The organism is Pseudomonas sp. (assembly GCF_030147005.1).
Classification (GTDB): Bacteria; Pseudomonadota; Gammaproteobacteria; order Pseudomonadales; family Pseudomonadaceae; genus Aquipseudomonas.
In genome coordinates this window covers 1-18513 of the sequence record NZ_JASLAW010000157.1, presented here as the reverse complement: position 1 = coordinate 18513, position 18513 = coordinate 1, and the positions used below count along the sequence as shown (strand labels likewise).

Annotated in this window: 19 protein-coding genes and 1 pseudogene; 9 read left to right on the top strand and 11 right to left on the bottom strand. The window is 62.2% G+C overall.

The genetic code is table 11. The features are described from left to right. Positions 1-276: 276 nt before the first annotated feature. From Q1V60_RS14550 to Q1V60_RS14540, 3 genes are all read right to left on the bottom strand, one after another. Entirely contained in the window at positions 277-1647 is a 1371-nt protein-coding gene (locus Q1V60_RS14550) for an MFS transporter (RefSeq protein WP_300631492.1), read from the bottom strand. 84 nt (positions 1648-1731) lie between these two features. Then, positions 1732-2433: a helix-turn-helix transcriptional regulator gene (locus Q1V60_RS14545; protein WP_300631490.1), complete on the bottom strand. Its 702-nt coding sequence runs from the start codon at positions 2431-2433 to the stop codon at positions 1732-1734. A gap of 136 nt (positions 2434-2569) precedes the next feature. Beyond that, on the bottom strand, positions 2570-3496 hold the full coding sequence (locus tag Q1V60_RS14540) for a LysR family transcriptional regulator (RefSeq protein ID WP_300631488.1): 927 nt from the start codon (positions 3494-3496) through the stop codon (positions 2570-2572). Between the two features lie 117 nt (positions 3497-3613). On the opposite strand from Q1V60_RS14540, the gene Q1V60_RS14535 reads away from it, so the two are divergent. The 3 genes from Q1V60_RS14535 (at position 3614) to Q1V60_RS14525 (ending at position 5263) form a co-directional block, all read left to right on the top strand. Beyond that, the gene (locus Q1V60_RS14535; RefSeq protein ID WP_300631486.1) at positions 3614-3907 is read left to right on the top strand and encodes a putative quinol monooxygenase; all 294 of its coding nucleotides are present in this window, start codon (positions 3614-3616) and stop codon (positions 3905-3907) included. Between the two features lie 26 nt (positions 3908-3933). Then, positions 3934-4947, top strand: a complete 1014-nt coding sequence (locus tag Q1V60_RS14530) for a zinc-binding alcohol dehydrogenase family protein (protein ID WP_300631484.1) — start codon at positions 3934-3936, stop codon at positions 4945-4947. Between the two features lie 145 nt (positions 4948-5092). Then, entirely contained in the window at positions 5093-5263 is a 171-nt protein-coding gene (locus Q1V60_RS14525) for a hypothetical protein (RefSeq protein WP_300631482.1), read from the top strand. A gap of 8 nt (positions 5264-5271) precedes the next feature. Here Q1V60_RS14525 and Q1V60_RS14520 read toward each other — a convergent pair whose 3' ends face one another. Together Q1V60_RS14520 and Q1V60_RS14515 are read right to left on the bottom strand one after the other, a co-directional pair. After that, the gene (locus Q1V60_RS14520; RefSeq protein ID WP_300631480.1) at positions 5272-6465 is read right to left on the bottom strand and encodes a multidrug effflux MFS transporter; all 1194 of its coding nucleotides are present in this window, start codon (positions 6463-6465) and stop codon (positions 5272-5274) included. A gap of 85 nt (positions 6466-6550) precedes the next feature. Next, positions 6551-6742 (bottom strand): cation transporter, encoded by a 192-nt coding sequence (locus Q1V60_RS14515; RefSeq protein ID WP_300631478.1) that lies wholly within the window; start codon positions 6740-6742, stop codon positions 6551-6553. A gap of 147 nt (positions 6743-6889) precedes the next feature. Between Q1V60_RS14515 and Q1V60_RS14510 the strand changes: the two genes are divergently transcribed. The 3 genes from Q1V60_RS14510 to cueR all read left to right on the top strand — a co-directional run bounded on the left by Q1V60_RS14510 (position 6890) and on the right by cueR (position 9918). Then, positions 6890-7261, top strand: a complete 372-nt coding sequence (locus Q1V60_RS14510) for a hypothetical protein (RefSeq protein WP_300631476.1) — start codon at positions 6890-6892, stop codon at positions 7259-7261. 66 nt (positions 7262-7327) lie between these two features. Continuing rightward, positions 7328-9520, top strand: coding sequence for a heavy metal translocating P-type ATPase (locus Q1V60_RS14505; RefSeq protein WP_300631474.1), 2193 nt, complete (start codon positions 7328-7330; stop codon positions 9518-9520). After that, positions 9517-9918 carry a Cu(I)-responsive transcriptional regulator gene (gene cueR, locus Q1V60_RS14500; RefSeq protein WP_300631472.1) on the top strand — a complete coding sequence of 134 codons (402 nt, stop codon included), beginning with the start codon at positions 9517-9519 and terminating at the stop codon, positions 9916-9918. Before Q1V60_RS14505 ends, cueR begins: the two co-directional genes overlap by 4 nt. A gap of 216 nt (positions 9919-10134) precedes the next feature. On the opposite strand, the gene Q1V60_RS14495 is transcribed toward cueR, so the two are convergent. Together Q1V60_RS14495 and Q1V60_RS14490 are read right to left on the bottom strand one after the other, a co-directional pair. Then, positions 10135-11031, bottom strand: a complete 897-nt coding sequence (locus Q1V60_RS14495; RefSeq protein ID WP_300631470.1) for a PA4780 family RIO1-like protein kinase — start codon at positions 11029-11031, stop codon at positions 10135-10137. 134 nt (positions 11032-11165) lie between these two features. Continuing rightward, positions 11166-12443: an acetyl-CoA C-acetyltransferase gene (locus Q1V60_RS14490; protein ID WP_300631468.1), complete on the bottom strand. Its 1278-nt coding sequence runs from the start codon at positions 12441-12443 to the stop codon at positions 11166-11168. 105 nt (positions 12444-12548) lie between these two features. Here Q1V60_RS14490 and Q1V60_RS14485 point away from each other — a divergent pair, with 105 nt between their 5' ends. From Q1V60_RS14485 to Q1V60_RS14475, 3 genes and pseudogenes are all read left to right on the top strand, one after another. Next, positions 12549-13901, top strand: a complete 1353-nt coding sequence (locus Q1V60_RS14485; RefSeq protein ID WP_300631466.1) for a 3-oxoacyl-ACP reductase — start codon at positions 12549-12551, stop codon at positions 13899-13901. Between the two features lie 2 nt (positions 13902-13903). Continuing rightward, complete coding sequence (locus Q1V60_RS14480) at positions 13904-14752, top strand: MaoC/PaaZ C-terminal domain-containing protein (protein WP_300631464.1); 849 nt, start codon at positions 13904-13906, stop codon at positions 14750-14752. 273 nt (positions 14753-15025) lie between these two features. Then, a pseudogene (locus tag Q1V60_RS14475) lies at positions 15026-15660 on the top strand (ShlB/FhaC/HecB family hemolysin secretion/activation protein); the annotation flags it as partial. A 323-nt stretch (positions 15661-15983) separates the two neighbouring features. Here Q1V60_RS14475 and Q1V60_RS14470 read toward each other — a convergent pair. The 4 genes from Q1V60_RS14470 to Q1V60_RS14455 are packed head-to-tail and all read right to left on the bottom strand — an operon-like array spanning position 15984 to position 18264. Further along, positions 15984-16541: a DUF4136 domain-containing protein gene (locus Q1V60_RS14470; RefSeq protein WP_300631462.1), complete on the bottom strand. Its 558-nt coding sequence runs from the start codon at positions 16539-16541 to the stop codon at positions 15984-15986. Positions 16542-16586: 45 nt separating this feature from the next. Further along, complete coding sequence (locus Q1V60_RS14465) at positions 16587-17189, bottom strand: DUF4136 domain-containing protein (RefSeq protein WP_300631460.1); 603 nt, start codon at positions 17187-17189, stop codon at positions 16587-16589. A 24-nt stretch (positions 17190-17213) separates the two neighbouring features. Continuing rightward, on the bottom strand, positions 17214-17963 hold the full coding sequence (locus Q1V60_RS14460) for a methyltransferase (protein WP_300631458.1): 750 nt from the start codon (positions 17961-17963) through the stop codon (positions 17214-17216). Next, positions 17956-18264 carry a MazG-like family protein gene (locus Q1V60_RS14455; RefSeq protein ID WP_003188211.1) on the bottom strand — a complete coding sequence of 103 codons (309 nt, stop codon included), beginning with the start codon at positions 18262-18264 and terminating at the stop codon, positions 17956-17958. The genes Q1V60_RS14460 and Q1V60_RS14455 overlap by 8 nt, the downstream gene beginning before the upstream one ends. Positions 18265-18513 lie beyond the last annotated feature (249 nt).

Below are 18513 nucleotides of genomic sequence, written 5' to 3'. Positions count from 1 at the left end.
TGCGGCACACGACTGGAAAGTGGCAATGAATCAATTTGCGATCCTGTACGGAGACCGATTTACCAGACCGAGCTGGTAAAACAACGGCCTGCCTGACGGCAGGCCCTAACCAGCCCGAACACAAAAAAACTGATACTCCCCAGCAGTCCCATTTTCTGGGGTCGCTTCGCGGCCCAACGGGAGCAAGCTCCCTCGCCACAGGTCGCAGGTTTTTCTGCTTTAGCGCTTAACTGACCGGCATTATGGCAAGCCCGCTCCCACATTGATCCCGCCAACTCAAGCCTGGGTGAGTTCTTCCAGAGTCTTGCCTTTGGTCTCCATCCCGAACACCCACACCACCAGCGCCGCCACCGCGAAACACAACGCGCCCAGGGCGAATACCCCGCCCTGCCCGGTTATCGGAAACACCAACCCGGTCACCAGCGGCCCCAGCAACGACCCCACTCGACCAATCGCCGACGCAAACCCGGACCCGGTCGCGCGCGCCGAGGTGGGATACAGCTCAGGCGTATAGGTGTACAACACCGCCCACATTCCGAATAGAAAGAACTGCATCAACAGCCCGGACGTAATCAGCAACCCGACGTTGCCGCCAAACACCGCGCTCTGCCCATACAAAAACGCCATCACCCCGCCACCCAGCAACGTCACCACACACACCGGCTTACGGCCCCAACGCTCGACCAGCCACGCGGCCATCAGGAAACCCGGGATCCCGCCCAGGGAAATGATCACCGTGTAATACACCGACTGAGTCACGGCGAAGCCTGATTGCTGCAACAACGCACTCAACCACGAGGTGAGTCCGTAGAACCCGAGCAGAGCAAAGAACCATACGCTCCAGATCATCAGGGTGCGCTGACGGTACTGGGCCGACCACAACTGCTGGAAGGCCGAGAAGAAATTGCCTGGCGTACTCGGCACCCGCGGCAACGCAACGGGCTCGGGCAAGTCGACGCCCCCGAGGGAGTCGCGCACCTTCTGCTCAATCCCGAGCAACACCTTGTCGGCCGCCTCGTGACGCCCGGCCTGTTCCAGCCAACGCGGCGACTCCGGGATAAAAAACCGGATGGCCAGCACGAATACCGCCGGCACCGCCAACACCAGGAAGATGTCGCGCCAGCCCACCACCGGCAGCAGGAAATAAGACAACACCCCGGCCGCTACAAACCCCAGCGGCCAAAAACCATCCATCAGCGCGATATACCGCCCGCGTCCCTTTGCCGGAATCAGCTCCGACAACATCGACTGGGCGATCGGAAACTCCATGCCCATGCCAATGCCCAGCAGGATGCGAAACAGCGTCAGCGCCTCGACTGTCTGCGCCGTGGAGCACAAGTAGCTGGCGACGCCCCACAACACGATGCTCCACTGAAACACCGGCTTGCGCCCGAAGCGATCGGCGAGCATTCCGGAGAGCGATGCACCGAGCACCATGCCGAAAAAGCTCGAGCTGGCCAGCAACCCGGCTTGGGCCGTACTCAGGCCGAACTCTGTTTTGATCGAACCCAGTAGAAAAGTCATCATCGCCAGGTCCATGGAGTCGAAGAAAAACGCCAGGGCAATGATGATGAAGATGACCCGGTGGTAACCGCTGATGGGCAACCGTTCCAGCCGCTCTGCTGCGCTATAGCCCTGCATCCCCATGCCGTACCTCTAGTCTGAAAAGTCCTCTTCAAGAGTGTGCGGCATCGTCTGCACCAGCGATTGCTGGATGCGACCTGACCAAAACTAAGAGCGACGCTCCTGCACGGTGACCAGCCGGTTGATTTCCATAACCCCAGCGTCGCTGACAGACAAGGCCTGGGATTCGTCGATCGCACTGACCCAACTCGACTGCAGAAACAGTTGCAACAATCCTGCGCCGAGCGCACCGCCCACATGCGGTTGCTGCTGGCTCCAGTCGAAACAGTCGCAGACCAATGGCGACGAGAATGCCTGGATAAAAATGCCCAGCTCCGCCAAATGCCGGGTGCCCTTGACTGTGACTTCGGTGCGTTGCTCGTAGCGCTGGATCCAACCTGCCTCCGTCATCCGTTGGTACAGGCCGGCGGCCAGTTCGCCGCCGAGGTGGTCACGGCACAAGCGGGCGCGACGCAACAGCGGCGGTGCCGCCAAGGCGGGTGGCTGGGCATCCCGCGTGCTGCGCCCCACGCTGGCCATGGTGGTGGTTGCCAGCGCATCGATGGCGGCGCTGACATCCGCAGCCGCCACGCGAAACAGCCGCTTGCCCCGTCGCGCCTCGACCCGCAGCAGGCCGCTGCCGGTCAGTCGCGCCAAATGGGCATTGGCCGACGCCGGCGACAGCCCGGCGAGCGTCGCCAATTCCTCTGAAGATTTCGCCGAACCGTCCATCAATGCCCAAAGCATTGCGGTGCGCTTGGGCTCGGCAAGCAAGCTGGCGATATGACTGATACATGGTGCCTGTTCCATCTCTCGACTCCCTGTTGAACCGTTTTCTGCTGCGGTTGGCGCCAAAGTATAAGGGCCAAAACAGCCGGTTCCATGACGTCTTACAGCCTGGACAGGGACAGCGTTTGAGTGAAGTTTCCTGCTTTGCTGGAGGCCGTTACTTCGCGGCGAACCGCTCCGCCCTTTGCGCCGTCAATGTCGCACAACGGGCCACGAGCATTTCCCGCAGCAAGTTGACGGGTTTGCTCAATTGCGCGCGGTGCGCGCACAGCAAGTTAAGCGGCGTACGCTCACCGCGCAGTTCCGGCAGGATCAGGCGCAACCGCCCAGCCACCACGTCGGTGCTCACATCCAGCCAGGATTTGTAGGCAATGCCGACACCCGCCACCGCCCAGCGGCGCACCACGTCGGCGTCGTCACTGACGCGATCCCCGGTGACGGTCAGGCTGACTTCACGCTTGCCGTCGTAAAAACGCCAATGGTCATGCACGCGGCCAGCGAGCATATACAGCAAGCAATTATGCTGAGCCAGTTGTTCGAGGTGGCGCGGCTCGCCGTGGCGGGCCAGATAATCGGGCGCAGCGCACAGCACCCGGACATTCTCCGGGGCGATGGGCAGCGCAACCAGGCTGGAGTCCTCGGGTTCGCCATAACGCAAGGCGATGTCCACCGGCTGACGGAACAGGTCGGCAATGCGATCACCCAGCAACAGGCGCACGCTCAGCTGCGGGTATTCACGCTGGAATTCATCCAGCCAGGGCAACAGCTGATTGCGACCGAAATCCGAAGGCGCCGACAGTTGCAGCATGCCGCTGACATGGTCCTGCCCACTGGCTAACAAGCGCCGCCCTTCATCCAGTGAAGCCAACGCGGCGCGGGCGTACGTGAGAAATCCCTCACCTTCGGCGGTCAAGCGCAGGCTGCGGGTGGAGCGGGCCAGCAGGCGCGTGCCCAGTTGCTGTTCTATGCGCTTCAACGCGGCGCTGGCCACTGCCGGGGACAAGTCCATCACCCGTGCGGCGGCCGACAAGCTGCCCAGGTCCGCCGCCCGAACAAATAACTGCAAATCATCAAAGCGCAGCATGTAATTCCGCCGATTATCAATTTTTTATTGAAACAGCCCTCTGTTTTAGCCGCTTTTATCTGCGCTGGAAATAGCCAATCATCTGGCCAACCCATTCCTTATCGACCTGGAGTTGATATGTCTGCTGCCTTTAACGTCATCGCCACGCTTATTGCCAAGCCCGGCCAACAGGCCACCCTGGAACCCCTGCTGCGCGGTCTGCTCGAACCGACTCGCCTGGAAGCCGGTTGTGAGCAGTACGACCTGCACCAGGATCTGCAACACCCCGAGACCTTCTACATGCTCGAGCGTTGGAGCGATGAGGCGGCCCTGGCCGATCACGACCAGAGCGCGCATATCCAGAACTTTCGGACCAAGGCCGCCGACGTGCTTGAACACGTCGAACTCAAGCGCCTGAAGTTTCTCGCCTGACCACGCGCCCATTACCCGGAGAAATCATGAAAGCCATCGCCTATTACAGCTCCCTGCCCATCAGCGACGTGAACGCCCTGCAAGACGTCGAACTGCCCGAACCCGTCGCCGGGCCGCGTGACCTGCTGGTGGAAGTCAAAGCCATCTCGGTCAACCCGGTGGACACCAAGGTGCGCCAGAACGTCGCCCCGGAAAACGGCGCCGCCAAGGTGCTCGGCTGGGACGTGGCCGGTGTGGTCAAGGCGGTCGGCAGCGAAGTGACACTGTTCAAGGCCGGTGACAAAGTGTTCTACGCCGGTTCCCTGGTTCGGCCGGGGGGCAACAGCCAATTGCACACCGTGGATGAACGCATCGTCGGCCATATGCCCCAAAGCCTGGGGTTTGCCGAAGCCGCCGCGCTGCCATTGACCGCCATCACGGCCTGGGAACTGCTGTTCGAGCGCCTGCAGATACCTGAAGGCAAAACAGACCAGGGCCAGAGCCTGTTGATCGTCGGCGCAGCGGGCGGCGTGGGTTCGATCCTGACCCAACTGGCGAGCCAGCTCACCGCGCTGAAGGTCATCGGCACCGCCTCGCGCCCGGAGACTCAGGAATGGGCCAAGGCCCTTGGCGCCGACCTGGTGATCGACCATAGCCAGCCGCTGAGCGAAGCACTGAAACACGCCGGCCACCCGCAAGTGACCCACGTCGCCAGCCTGACCCAGACCGACCATCACCTGGATCAACTGGTAGAAGCCCTGCAGCCTCAAGGCAAGCTGGCGCTGATCGACGACCCCAAGGCGCTGGACGTCAGCAAGCTCAAGCGCAAGAGCTTGTCGCTGCATTGGGAGTTCATGTACACCCGCTCGATGTTTGAGACGCCGGACATGATCGAGCAGCACAACCTGCTCAACCGCGTGGCGGAACTGATCGACGCCGGCACCTTGAAAACCACCCTGGGCGAGCACTTCGGCGTGATCAATGCAGCGAACCTGCGGCGTGCCCACGCACTGCTGGAAAGCGGCAAGGCCAAGGGCAAGATCGTGTTGGAAGGGTTCTAAAAAACGGCTGTCAGTGTCGTCTGTTACTCACGTAGGCAATGGACGACACCATTAGTCCGAGAGTTGACGCTTGTCATACCTGTGAGCGCATACGGGTTTATATTGGCCGCCTTTGCCACGATTCTTTTACGTGAGGAAGTCAGCAATGAAGATCCTGATAAAAGCGTTAGCAAAATCCCAGTGGGAGGTCCGCCTGGACCAAAGGTCGATTATTTTCCACACCGAGGCCGAGGCCCGTGCCTTTGTCGACACCTTGCAAGCCCGCATCCAGGCCCCCCACCGTTTTCCACTCAGCCAGCAACGCGCCGCCGGCTGATCGCCCCGTCAGACTTGCGCCTGTGCGGCCCTGGCCCGCTGCAGGCGCAGGGTCGACATCGCAATCGTCACCGCCAGCACACCGCACAGGCTGATGACCATCGCCATCGGCATCGCCGTGCCGTCGTGCAACACGCCAACCAACGATGCTGCCCCCGCCGCCACGCCGAACTGAATGCAGCCGAGCAACGCCGACGCGCTGCCGGCGCGTGCGCCTTGCCCATTCATAGCGCACGCCGAGGTGTTAGGCAAAATGCAGCCCAGGCTGGCGATACAAATAAACAGCGGCACCAGCAACGGCCACAGGGCGTCGGTGCGCAGCGCTGCAATCCCCAACAGGGTCAACGCCGCCGCGACGTAAACCCACACCGTACGCGAAAGCAAAAACGCCGGGCCACGCTTGGCCAGTAACCGCGCATTCAATTGCGCCACCAGGATAAAACCGGCGGCGTTGGAGCCAAACAGCCAGCCGTAATGCTCGGCAGGCACGCCATACAGCTTGATGAACACGAACGGTGAACCGGCAATATAGGCAAACATCCCGGCAATCGAGATGCCGCCGGTCAAGGCGTAGCCGAGGTACACCCGGTCTGACAACAGCGCGCCGTAGCGGCGCAGCGAGCCGGACAACGGCTGGCGCGGCTGATGCGCCGGAAAGGTTTCCGGCAAGCCCACCGCCACAGCAATAGCGGCCATCACGCTGAACAGCGACAGCGCCAGGAAAATCGACTGCCAGCCCCACAACCCGACCATCAACCCGCCCGCCAACGGCGCGAGGATAGGCGCCAGGCCCGTCACCAACATCAATTGCGAATACACCTTGGCCGAGCCCACGGCATCGCATTTGTCACTCACCACCGCCCGCGAGATCACCATGCCCGCGCAACCGCCGAGGGCCTGCACGAAGCGCGCGCCGATCAGCCATTCCAAAGACGGCGCATACGCACAAGCGAAGGACGCGAGGGTGAACAGCGTGACGCCGCTGAGCAGCGGCACGCGCCGGCCGAAGCGGTCGGCCAGCGGGCCATAGATCAATTGGCCGATGGCCAGCCCGCCGAAATACACCGCCAGGGTCAGCTGGATGTGTTTTTCGTCGGTTGCAAAGGCGGTCGCCATCGCCGGGAAGCCCGGCAGGTAAAAGTCGATCGCCAACGGCGCGAAGGCGCTCAAAGCGCCAAGGATAAGAATTATGCGAAGGTTCATCAGGCACCCAAGTGAGTCGGCAGCCCGACAGTCTAGCCGCGCTTGGGTGCCTTGAACATTAAGATAGCTCGCTAACTATTAAAAATCAGACGACGTTGTAGCCTTCTTCAATAATCAACGCCTCAATCACTTTACGGTCCAGTTGGCTCTGCACGCTGACTTGCTTCGTCGCAAGGTCCACCTGAACCTCGGCGTTTGCATCCTGGCTCTGCACCGCCTGGGTCACCGCCCGAACGCAATGGCCGCAGGTCATTCCTTCAACGTTGAATACTTGCATGACATGACTCCTTTGATGAGGTTGAACGCAGTCTCGACCTTGCCATGATGGCAAGGTCAAGTTTCGTAAAAAACGGCCGGGCTGGTATTCGGTGGCGACGTCGGCCAAGCTTCAGCTTCAATAGATGTGAACCACGGAGCATTCGCCATGCGCTGGTCGATTTTTGCCCTTGCCGGCCTGATGAGTTTTTCTGCCGTTGCGCCCGCCGCTGAAGACTATGCGGTGCTGATCATTTCCCGCGAGCGTCTGGAAGTGCCGACCAACTGTGAGATCGGCCTGTACATACAGGACCAGTTGGCCGGGCGCCTGTTTCAGGAGCAATCCACCTCCTTCAACTTGACGCCGGGCGATGTGTCGTTGCGCCTCAAGTTGCTGCCGGGCCAGTCCCCGGGCTGCCTGCCGGGCCTGCTGGCACCGCCGGCACAAAACATCACGCTCAAAGCCGGGGATGTGCGCAAACTGCGTATCGCCCAAGGCCCGAACGGCATATACCTCACCACCGCCAAGTTGGAATATTAAAGGCCCTTGACCTTACCCACAGGTCAAGGTTGATCCTAGGGGCAACGTCTTCCGGAGGACTGCCCCATGAATGGAACCACCACCTTTGACCTGCCCATCGGCGGCATGACCTGTGCCAGTTGCGCCGGCCGTGTGGAGCGTGCGCTGGGCAAGGTGCCGGGGGTGCAGCGTGTCAGCGTCAACCTGGCCAACGAACGTGCTCACGTTGAAGTACTCGGCCAGATGGACCCCGGCGTCCTGATCGCCGCCGTCGACAAAGCCGGCTACACCGCCACCCTGCCGCAGAACGAAACCGCCACCCAGGCCGATCAAGCCCGACGCCTGCATCGCGAACGCTGGTCGCTGATGCTGGCGATCATGCTGGCCTTGCCGCTGGTGTTGCCGATGCTGGTGGAACCCTTCGGCCTGCACTGGATGCTTCCCGCCTGGGTACAGTTCGCCCTGGCGACGCCGGTGCAATTGATCCTCGGTGCGCGCTTTTACAGCGCGGCGTGGAAAGCCGTGCGCGCCGGTGCGGGCAATATGGACCTGTTGGTGGCGATCGGCACCAGCGCCGGTTACGGCTTGAGCGTTTATCAATGGCTCACAAAGCCCGCTCCGCACTTGTATTTCGAAGCCTCGGCCGTGGTGATCGCACTGGTGCTGCTGGGTAAATACCTGGAGAGCCGCGCCAAGCGCCAAACCGCCAGCGCCATTCGCGCCCTCGAAGCCTTGCGCCCCGAACGGGCGGTCCGCGTGCTGGAGGGCCGCGAGGAAGAGGTCGCCATCAACACGCTTAAGCTGGGTGACCTGGTACGGGTCAAGCCGGGCGAACGCTTCCCGGTGGACGGCGAAGTCGTCGACGGCCAAAGCCATGCCGATGAAGCGCTGATCAGCGGCGAAAGCCTGCCGGTGCCCAAACAACCGGGCGACAAGGTCACCGGCGGCGCGATCAACGGCGAAGGCCGTCTGTTGGTGCGTACCCAGGCCCTGGGGGCGCAAAGCGTGCTGGCCCGCATCATCCAACTGGTCGAAGACGCCCAGGCCGCCAAGGCACCGATCCAGAAACTGGTGGATAAAGTCAGCCAGGTATTCGTCCCGGCAGTGCTGGTGCTGGCGGTGCTCACCCTGGCGGGCTGGTGGCTGTACGGCGCTCCGCTGGAAAGCGCAATCATCAATGCGGTCGCGGTATTGGTGATCGCCTGCCCTTGCGCCCTGGGCCTGGCGACCCCGACGGCGATCATGGCCGGCACCGGCGTCGCCGCGCGCCACGGCATTCTGATCAAGGATGCCGAAGCCCTGGAGCGTGCCCATGCAGTGAGCGCCGTGGTGTTCGACAAGACCGGTACTCTCACCTCCGGCGCGTCGAAGATCGCCCATCTGGTGGCGGTGGACGGCGACGAATCGTTACTGCTGCAACAGGCGGGGGCCTTGCAGCGCGGCAGCGAACACCCGCTGGCCAAGGCCGTGCTGGATGCCTGTAACGAACAGGGACTGAACGTGGCCGATGTCAGCGCCAGCCAGTCCCTGACCGGACGCGGCATTGCCGGCACCCTTGACGGCCGGCAACTGGCCCTGGGTAATCGGCGCCTGCTGGAAGAAACCGGCCTTGACGCAGGCCAGTTGAGTCAGCGCGCGATTGAATGGGAAGCCGAAGGTCGCACCCTGTCCTGGCTGATCGAACAAGGCGCACACCCCCGCGTGCTCGGGCTGTTCGCTTTTGGCGACACGCTCAAGCCAGGCGCACTGCAGACCGTGCAGCAACTCAAGGCGCGGCACATCAGCACCCACCTGCTCACCGGCGACAATCGCGGCAGTGCGCGGGTGGTCGCAGAGGCGCTGGGCATTGATGATGTACACGCCGAAGTGCTGCCCGCCGACAAAGCCGCCACCGTGACCGCGCTGAAAAAAACCGGGGTGGTGGCCATGGTCGGCGACGGCATCAACGACGCACCGGCCCTGGCCGCGGCCGATATCGGCATCGCCATGGGCGGCGGCACCGACGTGGCCATGCATGCCGCCGGCATCACCCTGATGCGCGGCGACCCACGCCTGGTGCCGGCGGCCCTGGAGATCAGCCGCAAGACCTATGCGAAAATCCGCCAGAACCTGTTCTGGGCCTTTGTGTATAACTTGATCGGCATTCCCCTGGCGGCCTTCGGCCTGCTCAATCCGGTGCTGGCAGGCGCGGCGATGGCGTTGTCCAGTGTCAGTGTGGTGAGCAATGCGCTGCTGTTGAAAACCTGGAAACCTAAGGACGTGGAGGACCAACGCCCATGAATATCGGCCAAGCCGCGCGCCAAAGCGGGCTGAGCGCGAAGATGATTCGCTACTACGAAGCCATCGGCCTGCTCAAGGCAGCCCACCGCACCGACAGCGGCTATCGCGTCTATGGCGCCGACGACCTGCACACCCTGGCGTTTATCAAACGCTCACGCGACCTGGGCTTCTCGCTGGAAGAAGTCGGCAAACTGCTGACCTTGTGGCAGGACCGCCAGCGCGCGAGCGCCGACGTGAAAGCCTTGGCGCGCCGGCATGTCGATGAGCTGAATCAGAAGATTCGCGAGTTTGAGCAACTGCGCGATACGTTGCAGGACCTGGTGGAGCACTGCCAGGGCGATGATCGGCCGGACTGCCCGATTCTCAAGGAGTTGGCGGCGGGCAGTTGCGGCGCCTGATAGAGGTACACAAAACCATGCCGGCGGCGCTCACCCTGTGGCGAGGAAGCTTGCTCCCGTGACGGCCTGACAGCCGACCAGAAGGCTGAGCTGGTCCGAGTGCCTATCCGTTGTTCAGATAACGGCTTCTGAATGCAACCCCCTCGGTGTAGTCGTTACACCGAAGCGGCTGCATCGCAGGCAAGCCAGCTCCCCACTAAAGCGCGTCGCCTGGGGTTACTGCATCCAAGGCGGCGGCGGTTCCTCGGCTGTCTTGGAGGGTGGCGCATCATCCGCGGCGCGAACCGCTTGCTTGCGCTCTTCATCCAGCCGCGCCGCTTCGATCTCGCGGATCACACCGCCCACGTCCGCCAGCTCTTCCGGTTCGTCGAACTCACCGGTCAAAACACTGGCGGGGTGCAAAGTGCCGGCTTCGTACAGCGCCCACATTTCCTTGGCGTACTTGGTGGCCTTCAGCTCCGGGGCAAAGCGCCCGAAGTAGGAAGCCATGTTGCCCACGTCTCGCACCAGCATGTTGAACGCGTGGTTGTTGCCCGCCGCATCAACCGCCTGGGGCAGGTCGATGATCACCGGCCCGGTCGGCGTAAGCAGTACGTTGAACTCGGACAGATCGCCGTGCACCAACCCGGTACACAGCATCAGCACGATCTGCGAGATCAGGAAGGCGTGATATTCACGCGCCTGGTCCGGCTCCAGTGTCACATCGTTCAGACGCGGCGCAGCGTCGCCGTACTCGTCGGCCACCAGCTCCATCAACAGCACGCCTTCGAGGAAGTCGTAGGGCTTGGGCACGCGAACGCCCGCACCGGCCAGCCGGAACAACGCCGCCACTTCGGCGTTCTGCCAGGCATCTTCGGTTTCTTTCTTGCCGAACTTGGAACCCTTGGCCATGGCCCGGGCCTGACGGCTGTTACGGACCTTGCGGCCTTCCTGGTATTCGGACGCCTGACGAAAACTTCGTTTATTCGCCTCCTTGTAAACCTTGGCGCAACGCAATTCGTTGCCGCAGCGCACCACATAAACAGCTGCTTCTTTACCACTCATGAGTGGGCGCAGCACTTCGTCGACCAGACCGTCTTCGATCAGGGGTTCAATGCGTTTAGGAGTCTTCATCAGCTTTTATTGTGGGTCCTGTATAACCAAACACGCGTGTGGCACTCGTTATACGGCAATCAGCGCGCCGGTGGGAGAGGCTACCGACCTCTGACGCCTTCAGAATGCATTCAATAGGCCAATTTTCCTGATAATCAGCGCTCGATAATCGCCGTAACACCCTGGCCCCCCGCCGCACAGATCGAAATCAAGCCACGCCCTTTACCCGCCGCATCCAGCAACTTGGCGAGGTTGGCGACAATGCGCCCGCCGGTCGCGGCAAACGGGTGGCCGGCGGCCAGGGAACTGCCCTTGACGTTGAGACGGCTGCGGTCGATGGCGCCCAGCGGCGCATCCAGGCCCAGGCGCGTCTTGCAGTAATGCGCATCTTCCCAGGCCTTGAGCGTGCACAACACCTGAGCCGCGAACGCTTCGTGGATTTCGTAGTAATCGAAGTCCTGCAGCGTCAGGCCATTCCTCGCCAACAAACGCGGTACGGCGTACACCGGCGCCATCAGCAGGCCTTCGGCACCGTTGACGAAATCCACCGCCGCCGCTTCGCCATCGCGCAAATACGCAAGGATCGGCAGGCCACGCGCCTTGGCCCATTCCTCACTGCCCAGCAGCACCAGCGAGGCACCGTCGGTGAGCGGCGTCGAGTTGCCGGCGGTGAGCGTGCCCTTTTCACTGCGCTCGAACGCGGGCTTGAGCGCGGCGAGTTTTTCCAGCGTCAGGTCAGGGCGCAGGTTGTTGTCGCGGGTGAGGCCCAGGAACGGTGTCAGCAAATCGTTGTGCCAGCCTTCGGCATAGGCGGCGGCCATTTTCTGATGGCTCTCAAGGGCGAGCTGGTCCTGCTCGGCACGGGGGATCTGCCAAGTCTGCGCCATCAGCTCGCAGTGCTGGCCCATGGACAACCCGGTGCGCGGTTCACCGTTGCGCGGCAGCTGCGGCTTGAGGTGATGCGGGCGGAGTTGTAACAGAACTTTAAGCTTATCCGCCATGGACTTGCTTCGGTTGGCATGCAGCAAAATCTTGCGCAGCCCCTCATTGACGCCGATCGGCGCATCGGAGGTGGTGTCCACCCCGCCGGCAATGCCGCATTCGATCTGGCCCAGAGCAATCTTGTTGGCTACCAGCAATGCCGCCTCCAGCCCGGTGCCGCAAGCCTGCTGCACGTCGTAAGCCGGGGTTTGCGGCGACAGGCGCGAGCCCAGCACGCATTCACGTGTGAGGTTGAAGTCGCGCGAATGCTTGAGCACCGCGCCGGCCGCCACCTCGCCGATGCGCAGGCCGTGCAGGTTGAAACGTTCGATCAGGCCTTCCAGGGCGGCGGTGAGCATCGCCTGGTTACTTGCCGTGGCGTATGGGCCATTGGAGCGGGCGAAAGGAATGCGATTACCGCCAATGATCGCCACACGGCGCAATTGAGTCATGGAAAGCTCCCTCTGTCTGTTATGGGCTTGATCACTGAGCCTAGTCGAACGACTGCTACCCTGGGATGGTCAACCCTTTGAACCCCAGCCTTCGGAGAGCGTTCCATGTCTGACCGTTATATCGACTTCGCCAACTCCAGCCTCGGCCATCGCCTGGTCGCCGCCCTTGGCCTGCCGTCACCGGTACGCCTGGAACGTTGGCAAGCCGGGCGCCTGCGCCCGGTGGAAGGTGCGCTGCTGCTGGGCGGCGGCGCGCTGGCGGCTAACGTCTTGCCGTTTGCCAACAAACTCACCGATGCCCTATACAGCTACGGCGCCGAAGCGCTGGACGCGCCGGCGTGGATTCCCGGGCACGGTCCCAAGCTCAAGGCGGTGGTGTTCGACGCCAGCGCCTTGCAACACACCGACCCACTCAAGCAGCTACGCGAATTTTTCCAGCCCTTGCTGAAGAACCTCGCTCACAGCGCACACCTGGTGATTCTTGGCCGGGCGCCGGAAAGCCTCAGCGACCCGTTCGCCGCCAGCGCCCAGCACGCCCTCGAAGGCTTCAGCCGCTCCCTGGCCAAAGAGCTGCGCAGCGGCGGTGTGGTGCAGTTGCTGTACGTCGGCGAGGGAGCCGAAGACCAGTTGGAAGGTGCGTTGCGGTTTTTCCTGTCACCCAAGAGCGCCTATATCTCAGGGCAGGTGATTCGCCTCCAGGCCTGCGCCACGCCGGTCGAAGACTGGACGCGCCCATTGGCCGGGCGCAAGGCACTGGTGACCGGCGCGGCCCGTGGTATTGGCGCATCCATCGCCGAAACCCTGGTGCGCGATGGCGCCGAGGTGACCCTGCTGGATGTGCCCCAAGCCAAGGCCGACCTCGAAGCCCTGGCCGCACGCTTGAACGCACGCACCCTCATGTTGGATATTTGCGCCGAAGACGCCGCCGGCCAGTTGGTCGAACGCCTGCCGGACGGGCTCGATATTCTGGTGCACAACGCCGGTATCACCCGCGACAAGACCCTGGCCAACATGACCCCGGAATATTGGGACGCCGTGCTCGCCGTCAACCTCAATGCTCCGCAGGTGCTGACCAAGGCGCTGCTAGACAGCGGCACCCTGCACGACAATGCCCGCGTGGTGCTGCTGGCCTCCATCAGCGGCATCGCCGGCAATCGCGGGCAAACCAACTATGCCGCGAGCAAGGCCGGGCTGATCGGGTTGGCCCAGGCCTGGGCACCGCTATTGCAAACGCGGGGGATCAGCATCAATGCCGTCGCCCCCGGTTTTATCGAAACCCAGATGACCGCGCATATCCCGTTTGCCCTGCGTGAGGCTGGGCGGCGCATGAGTTCGCTGGGCCAGGGCGGTGTGCCGCAAGACGTGGCCGAGGCCGTGGCCTGGCTGAGCCAGCCGGGGTCGGGCGCCGTCAGCGGCCAGGCGCTGCGGGTGTGTGGGCAAAGCCTTCTGGGAGCGTGAATATGCAATGGCAGATAGTGGACAGCACGCCGTTTCTACCGCCGCTGTACTGGCGTGCGGCGCTCAAGCGCAAGATCACCGGCAGCGCACTGCCCGAACACGGCTTGCGCTGCCAGGTGCGCGTCGATCCCAAGGCTGTGGCGGCGTACCGCAAGGTCTGCGGTTTTGCCGACAGCCCAATGCTGCCGGCGACTTATCCGCATATCCTCGCGTTCGGCCTGCAGATGCAACTGCTGACCGACAAGGCGTTTGCGTTTCCCTTGCTGGGGTTGATCCACCTGAGCAACCGCATTCGTATTCATCGGCCGTTGGGCAGTGTCAGTGAGCTGACGGTCGGGGTGTATACGTGCAACCTCCAGCCGCACGCCAAGGGTGCGACCTTCGATGTGGTAACCGTGGTCGAGGACGCGCTGGGGCTGCTCTGGGAAGCTGAAAGCACAATGTTATGCCGGGGTGTAAAGCTTGAGGGTGAAGGCGTGGAACACGCGTTGTTCGTCGACGCGCCCCTTAACGAGTTCACCCGCTGGAAAGCCCCGGTCGATATCGGTCGCCGCTATGCCCGCGTGTCCGGGGATTACAACCCGATTCATCTCAGCGCACTGACGGCAAGGCTGTTCGGCTTCCCGCAGGCCATCGCTCATGGGTTGTGGAACAAAGCCCGCACGCTCGCTGCACTGGACGGGCAATTGCCGGTCGCCAATATCGATATCGAAGTTGAGTTCAAGAAGCCCGTTCGCCTGCCCAGCGAAGTGACACTCATGACCAGCGGCGCCGGTTCAAGCGGCGAGTTCTTATTGAACGGCGCTGGTGGCATACAGCATATGCTCGGGACATGGCGCCCGATTGCCTGAAGCACATCGATTAATTGTATTTATACATCCGAAGTGATAGCGGGCCCGCCGAGGCCCGCTGTTTCATTTAACGCATTGATTTAAAGTCCATAAATACCCGGCCTGATAAAACCTATACCTTTTGTATTAGCGTTTGAGGTCGAATAAGCCCGCATGTATATAAATCATTAATACCAAGTTGGGCATTGAGAGAAAGCTGGCGCGGGTCTGTGATAACCACGGAAAAACGTAGCGCTATCCGAAGAAATAGCGACCGTTTGAAACAACCAAGGTGGCTACCCGCTGCGCTTCGATACCAATTCCAACCTGCGCGCCCTGGCCTTCGAGGGCGACTGGCGCAAGGCCGATGCGCAGCAGTTACACATCCTCAGCGGCGGCCTGTATCACGGTATCGACGGCTTGGGCGCCAAAAAGGCCCGCAGTGACCTGGACGTGGCAAAACCCGACCTCGGCTTCTTGCGCCTGCCCTCTCCGGCGTGCAGAGCGAAACGTTTTTCGGCAACTGGCAAGGCGTGCTCTCGGGCGCGCTCTACTGGAGCAACAACACCCTGCTCGATAGCGAACGCGCCACATTTGGCGGGCAGAACTTCGACCGTGGCCACCCCGACGACCAAGGCTCGGGCGACAAGGGTTGGGGCATGGCGTATGAGGTCAACTACCGCCTCAACCGCACCGACGACTGGGTGAAGGTGTTGCAACCCTACGGGGTACTCGATCGCGCCAAGACCTGATTCAACGACCTGCCGGTCAAAGCCAGCGACATGTTCTCGGCGGCGGTGGGCGTGCGTTTTGGCGACAACAAGTACTACAACATTGCCCTGCAAGCCGCCAAGCCGATGTCGGGCGTCGCTTTGGACAGCTTCAACCGGCGGCTGCGGTATACGCTGAGTTTCAGTTACCAGCTGTGAAGAGAGCCACGCGCTTGCAACTCGGTGTAGTAGCGAGGTGGTGCAATCGCAGCATAGGTATCCACGCAACTGAACTGCCCCCCAACGGCTGGACACAACTGTGGGCACGGCACTGAACCTGTGGCGAGGGAGCTTGCTCCCGTGGCGACCTGACAGCCGACCAGGATGGCCGGCTGGTCCGAGTAGATATCCCTTGCTTGGGTAACGGCCGCTATGGGTTCCGCCTTTACAGCGGCTCATTTTTTTAAAGCGCAAAAGTAAGCAAACGCTCCCGCCCCGCCACTCGGTACCTCGCTCAGGCGAGGTGTGCCCTTCCCACAAGGTCAGCGCGGCGGGTAGTTGGCGAGGATTCTGGCCACGGTGCTGCGGATGGCGTTGCTGCGGTCCTGTGGGTTCGGCGAACTGGCCATGATCTGTTCGTCACTGCCACGCCATACCAGCTTGCCGTCCTTGCCGTCGAGAAGGTCGATCTGGAGGGTCGCCACTTTGTAGGTGATGTTGCGCGTTTCGTTGTACATCGGCGCACCCCAGTAGCCATTCCACGGCCCGCCCCAGGCGCCGCCATAGTTGGTGGTGACTTGTTGCTGACGGTCTTCGACGATCAGGTAAGCCTGCACTTTCAGGTCGCCCCTGGTGCCCGGCGCTGCGGGGCGCAGGCCGCGCTGGTCAAGCTGCTCGCCCACGGCCTGGCGGATGCGCTGCTCGGTGAGGTCGCTCTTGATACGCGGATCATCCGGGCGGTATTGCAGGGCCGGGTCTTTCCAGGCCCAGTTACGGTAGGCGCCGAAGTCACGGCTGGCATCATAATCGTGGTTGATCTGGTTAGTCTGGCAACCGCCCAGCAGCAGCACAAAAGCAAGCGTAGCGATACGACGAAACATGGTAGTTCTCCGATGATCGGTCCAGGCTTTACATGAGAATAGCGGTTAACTCGGAGGATACGCCGTCATTGCCTTCTGCACCGCCTGGCGCAACGCATCGGCGCGCTCACTGAGGCTTCCCTGGCTGCCCGTTTCCGCACTGGCGCTCCACACCGGCTGGCCGCTGCGGGCGTCGAACAGATTGACCCGCACCACCACGACCTGCACTTCATAGGTGCGCACCACCGGCACCGAGTTGTACATGCCGTAGCCATTGCCATAGCGGTTGTAGCCGCCATAACCGTAGCCATAGTCATCCTGGACTTGCCGCAAGCGCCTCTCCAGCCGCACGTCGGCGCTCACCAACAGATCGGGCGCGCGGTTGTCATGCAAGGGGCGCAGGCCGCGCTGGTCCAGCGCAGCGCTGACCGCTTCGGCCACCTGGGCCGAATCCGCCCAGGCGGTGCCGGCCGGCAGTTGCCCGTTGCGCCAGGCCCAGTTGCGATAGGCGCCATAGTCGCGCGCCGGCGCCGGGTATGCGCTGGCATCAAAGGTCTTGGCCGCTTGAGCCGGAGCCGGCGGCATCGGCGCCGACGCGGCCACGTAAGGGTTCGGGCTGGAGCAGGCCCCCAGCCCAAGAGACAACAGGATCAAACAGAGACGACGCATTTCGACCTCCGCAGACTGGGCCGCTTAAACCGGACGGCAAACCCAGTGCAAATAACGCCCAAGTCCGGCGAAGCTTGGGTGACGACGGTGAGCGAGTTCCATCTCCAGAAGATCCTGCAGCTCGGCGCGCGCCTGGAATTCCACCGGCATAAAGTCGTGGAACACGCGTACGCCACTTTGGCTTTCGACCTGCCAAAGCCCCTCGAGTTGCGCCGCCAATTCCCGAGGGTCCAGCGGCTGTTGCGGCGTGAGGCTCTGCTTTTCGCCGGCCATATCGTTCTTGCGCATCTTGCGGAAATGGCCCTTGAGCAGGTTGCGGTAAATCAGCGCATCGCGGTTGTAGAACGCCAGGGACAGCCAGCCGTCGGGCCGCGTCAATTGGTGCAGCGCCGGCAGGATCGCTTGGGGTTCGGCCAGCCATTCCAGCACGGCGTGGCACAGCACCAGGTCGTAGGGTTCGGTGAGCTGGCCGAGCAAATCTTGCCAGGGCGCATGGATGAAGGTGGCGCGCTGCCCCGCTTCGGCGAAACGCTGGCGCGCGCCTTCGAGCATGGGCTCGGCGGGTTCGGCCAGGGTCACCTCATGGCCGCGCTCGGCCAGCCACAACGACATATGCCCCAACCCCGCGCCGATATCCAGCACGCGCAATGGGCGATCCGGCAAAGCCTCGGTGAGATCGGCCTGCAACACCGCCAGGCGAATCGCGCCCTTGGCGCCGCCATAAATCTTCTCGGCGAAGCGCGTGGCCAACTGGTCGAAATGCCGATCACTCATGGGCAAACCGCCGTTCGCTGTCGGCCAGTTTGGCACGTACCACTTCGTTCATGTCCAGGCCCAGCTCACTGCACAGCAATAGCAGGTACAGCACGATATCGCCGACTTCCTGGCCGGCGTGAGCGAGTTTATCGGCCGGCAATTGGCGCGACTGGTCTTCGGTCAGCCATTGGAAAATCTCAACCAGTTCGGCCATTTCCACACTGGCGGCCATGGCCAGGTTTTTCGGACTATGGAACTGCTTCCAATCATTGGTATCGCGAATGCGGTGCAAGCGTTCGGTGAGGTGTTCGAGGTTCATGCGAGGGCTCCTGAATGGGCATAGCTTCAGGGGGATGGGGATTGAAGGCAAGTGAATAGCGGTGTTGATCTTGAAGACCCCGTCGGGGATTTGCCCCAGAGGAGCATAGGTGTCTACACAACTGACTGCCCTGACTCGCTGCTCTTGCTCTTGCTCTGGCTCTTGCTCTTGCTCTTGCTCTGTTTTTGATCTTGATCCAAGGCGCCCCGTTAAACCACGCTGGCCGGAATTCGATATTGATTTGGGGGG

Coding starts and splice junctions, on each gene's coding strand:
- Q1V60_RS14550 (WP_300631492.1), bottom strand. CDS start 1,647: ATGGGGATGCAGGGCTATAGCGCAGCAGAGCGGCTGGAACGGTTGCCC.
- Q1V60_RS14545 (WP_300631490.1), bottom strand. CDS start 2,433: ATGGAACAGGCACCATGTATCAGTCATATCGCCAGCTTGCTTGCCGAG.
- Q1V60_RS14540 (WP_300631488.1), bottom strand. CDS start 3,496: ATGCTGCGCTTTGATGATTTGCAGTTATTTGTTCGGGCGGCGGACCTG.
- Q1V60_RS14535 (WP_300631486.1), top strand. CDS start 3,614: ATGTCTGCTGCCTTTAACGTCATCGCCACGCTTATTGCCAAGCCCGGC.
- Q1V60_RS14530 (WP_300631484.1), top strand. CDS start 3,934: ATGAAAGCCATCGCCTATTACAGCTCCCTGCCCATCAGCGACGTGAAC.
- Q1V60_RS14525 (WP_300631482.1), top strand. CDS start 5,093: ATGAAGATCCTGATAAAAGCGTTAGCAAAATCCCAGTGGGAGGTCCGC.
- Q1V60_RS14520 (WP_300631480.1), bottom strand. CDS start 6,465: ATGAACCTTCGCATAATTCTTATCCTTGGCGCTTTGAGCGCCTTCGCG.
- Q1V60_RS14515 (WP_300631478.1), bottom strand. CDS start 6,742: ATGCAAGTATTCAACGTTGAAGGAATGACCTGCGGCCATTGCGTTCGG.
- Q1V60_RS14510 (WP_300631476.1), top strand. CDS start 6,890: ATGCGCTGGTCGATTTTTGCCCTTGCCGGCCTGATGAGTTTTTCTGCC.
- Q1V60_RS14505 (WP_300631474.1), top strand. CDS start 7,328: ATGAATGGAACCACCACCTTTGACCTGCCCATCGGCGGCATGACCTGT.
- cueR (WP_300631472.1), top strand. CDS start 9,517: ATGAATATCGGCCAAGCCGCGCGCCAAAGCGGGCTGAGCGCGAAGATG.
- Q1V60_RS14495 (WP_300631470.1), bottom strand. CDS start 11,031: ATGAAGACTCCTAAACGCATTGAACCCCTGATCGAAGACGGTCTGGTC.
- Q1V60_RS14490 (WP_300631468.1), bottom strand. CDS start 12,443: ATGACTCAATTGCGCCGTGTGGCGATCATTGGCGGTAATCGCATTCCT.
- Q1V60_RS14485 (WP_300631466.1), top strand. CDS start 12,549: ATGTCTGACCGTTATATCGACTTCGCCAACTCCAGCCTCGGCCATCGC.
- Q1V60_RS14480 (WP_300631464.1), top strand. CDS start 13,904: ATGCAATGGCAGATAGTGGACAGCACGCCGTTTCTACCGCCGCTGTAC.
- Q1V60_RS14470 (WP_300631462.1), bottom strand. CDS start 16,541: ATGTTTCGTCGTATCGCTACGCTTGCTTTTGTGCTGCTGCTGGGCGGT.
- Q1V60_RS14465 (WP_300631460.1), bottom strand. CDS start 17,189: ATGCGTCGTCTCTGTTTGATCCTGTTGTCTCTTGGGCTGGGGGCCTGC.
- Q1V60_RS14460 (WP_300631458.1), bottom strand. CDS start 17,963: ATGAGTGATCGGCATTTCGACCAGTTGGCCACGCGCTTCGCCGAGAAG.
- Q1V60_RS14455 (WP_003188211.1), bottom strand. CDS start 18,264: ATGAACCTCGAACACCTCACCGAACGCTTGCACCGCATTCGCGATACC.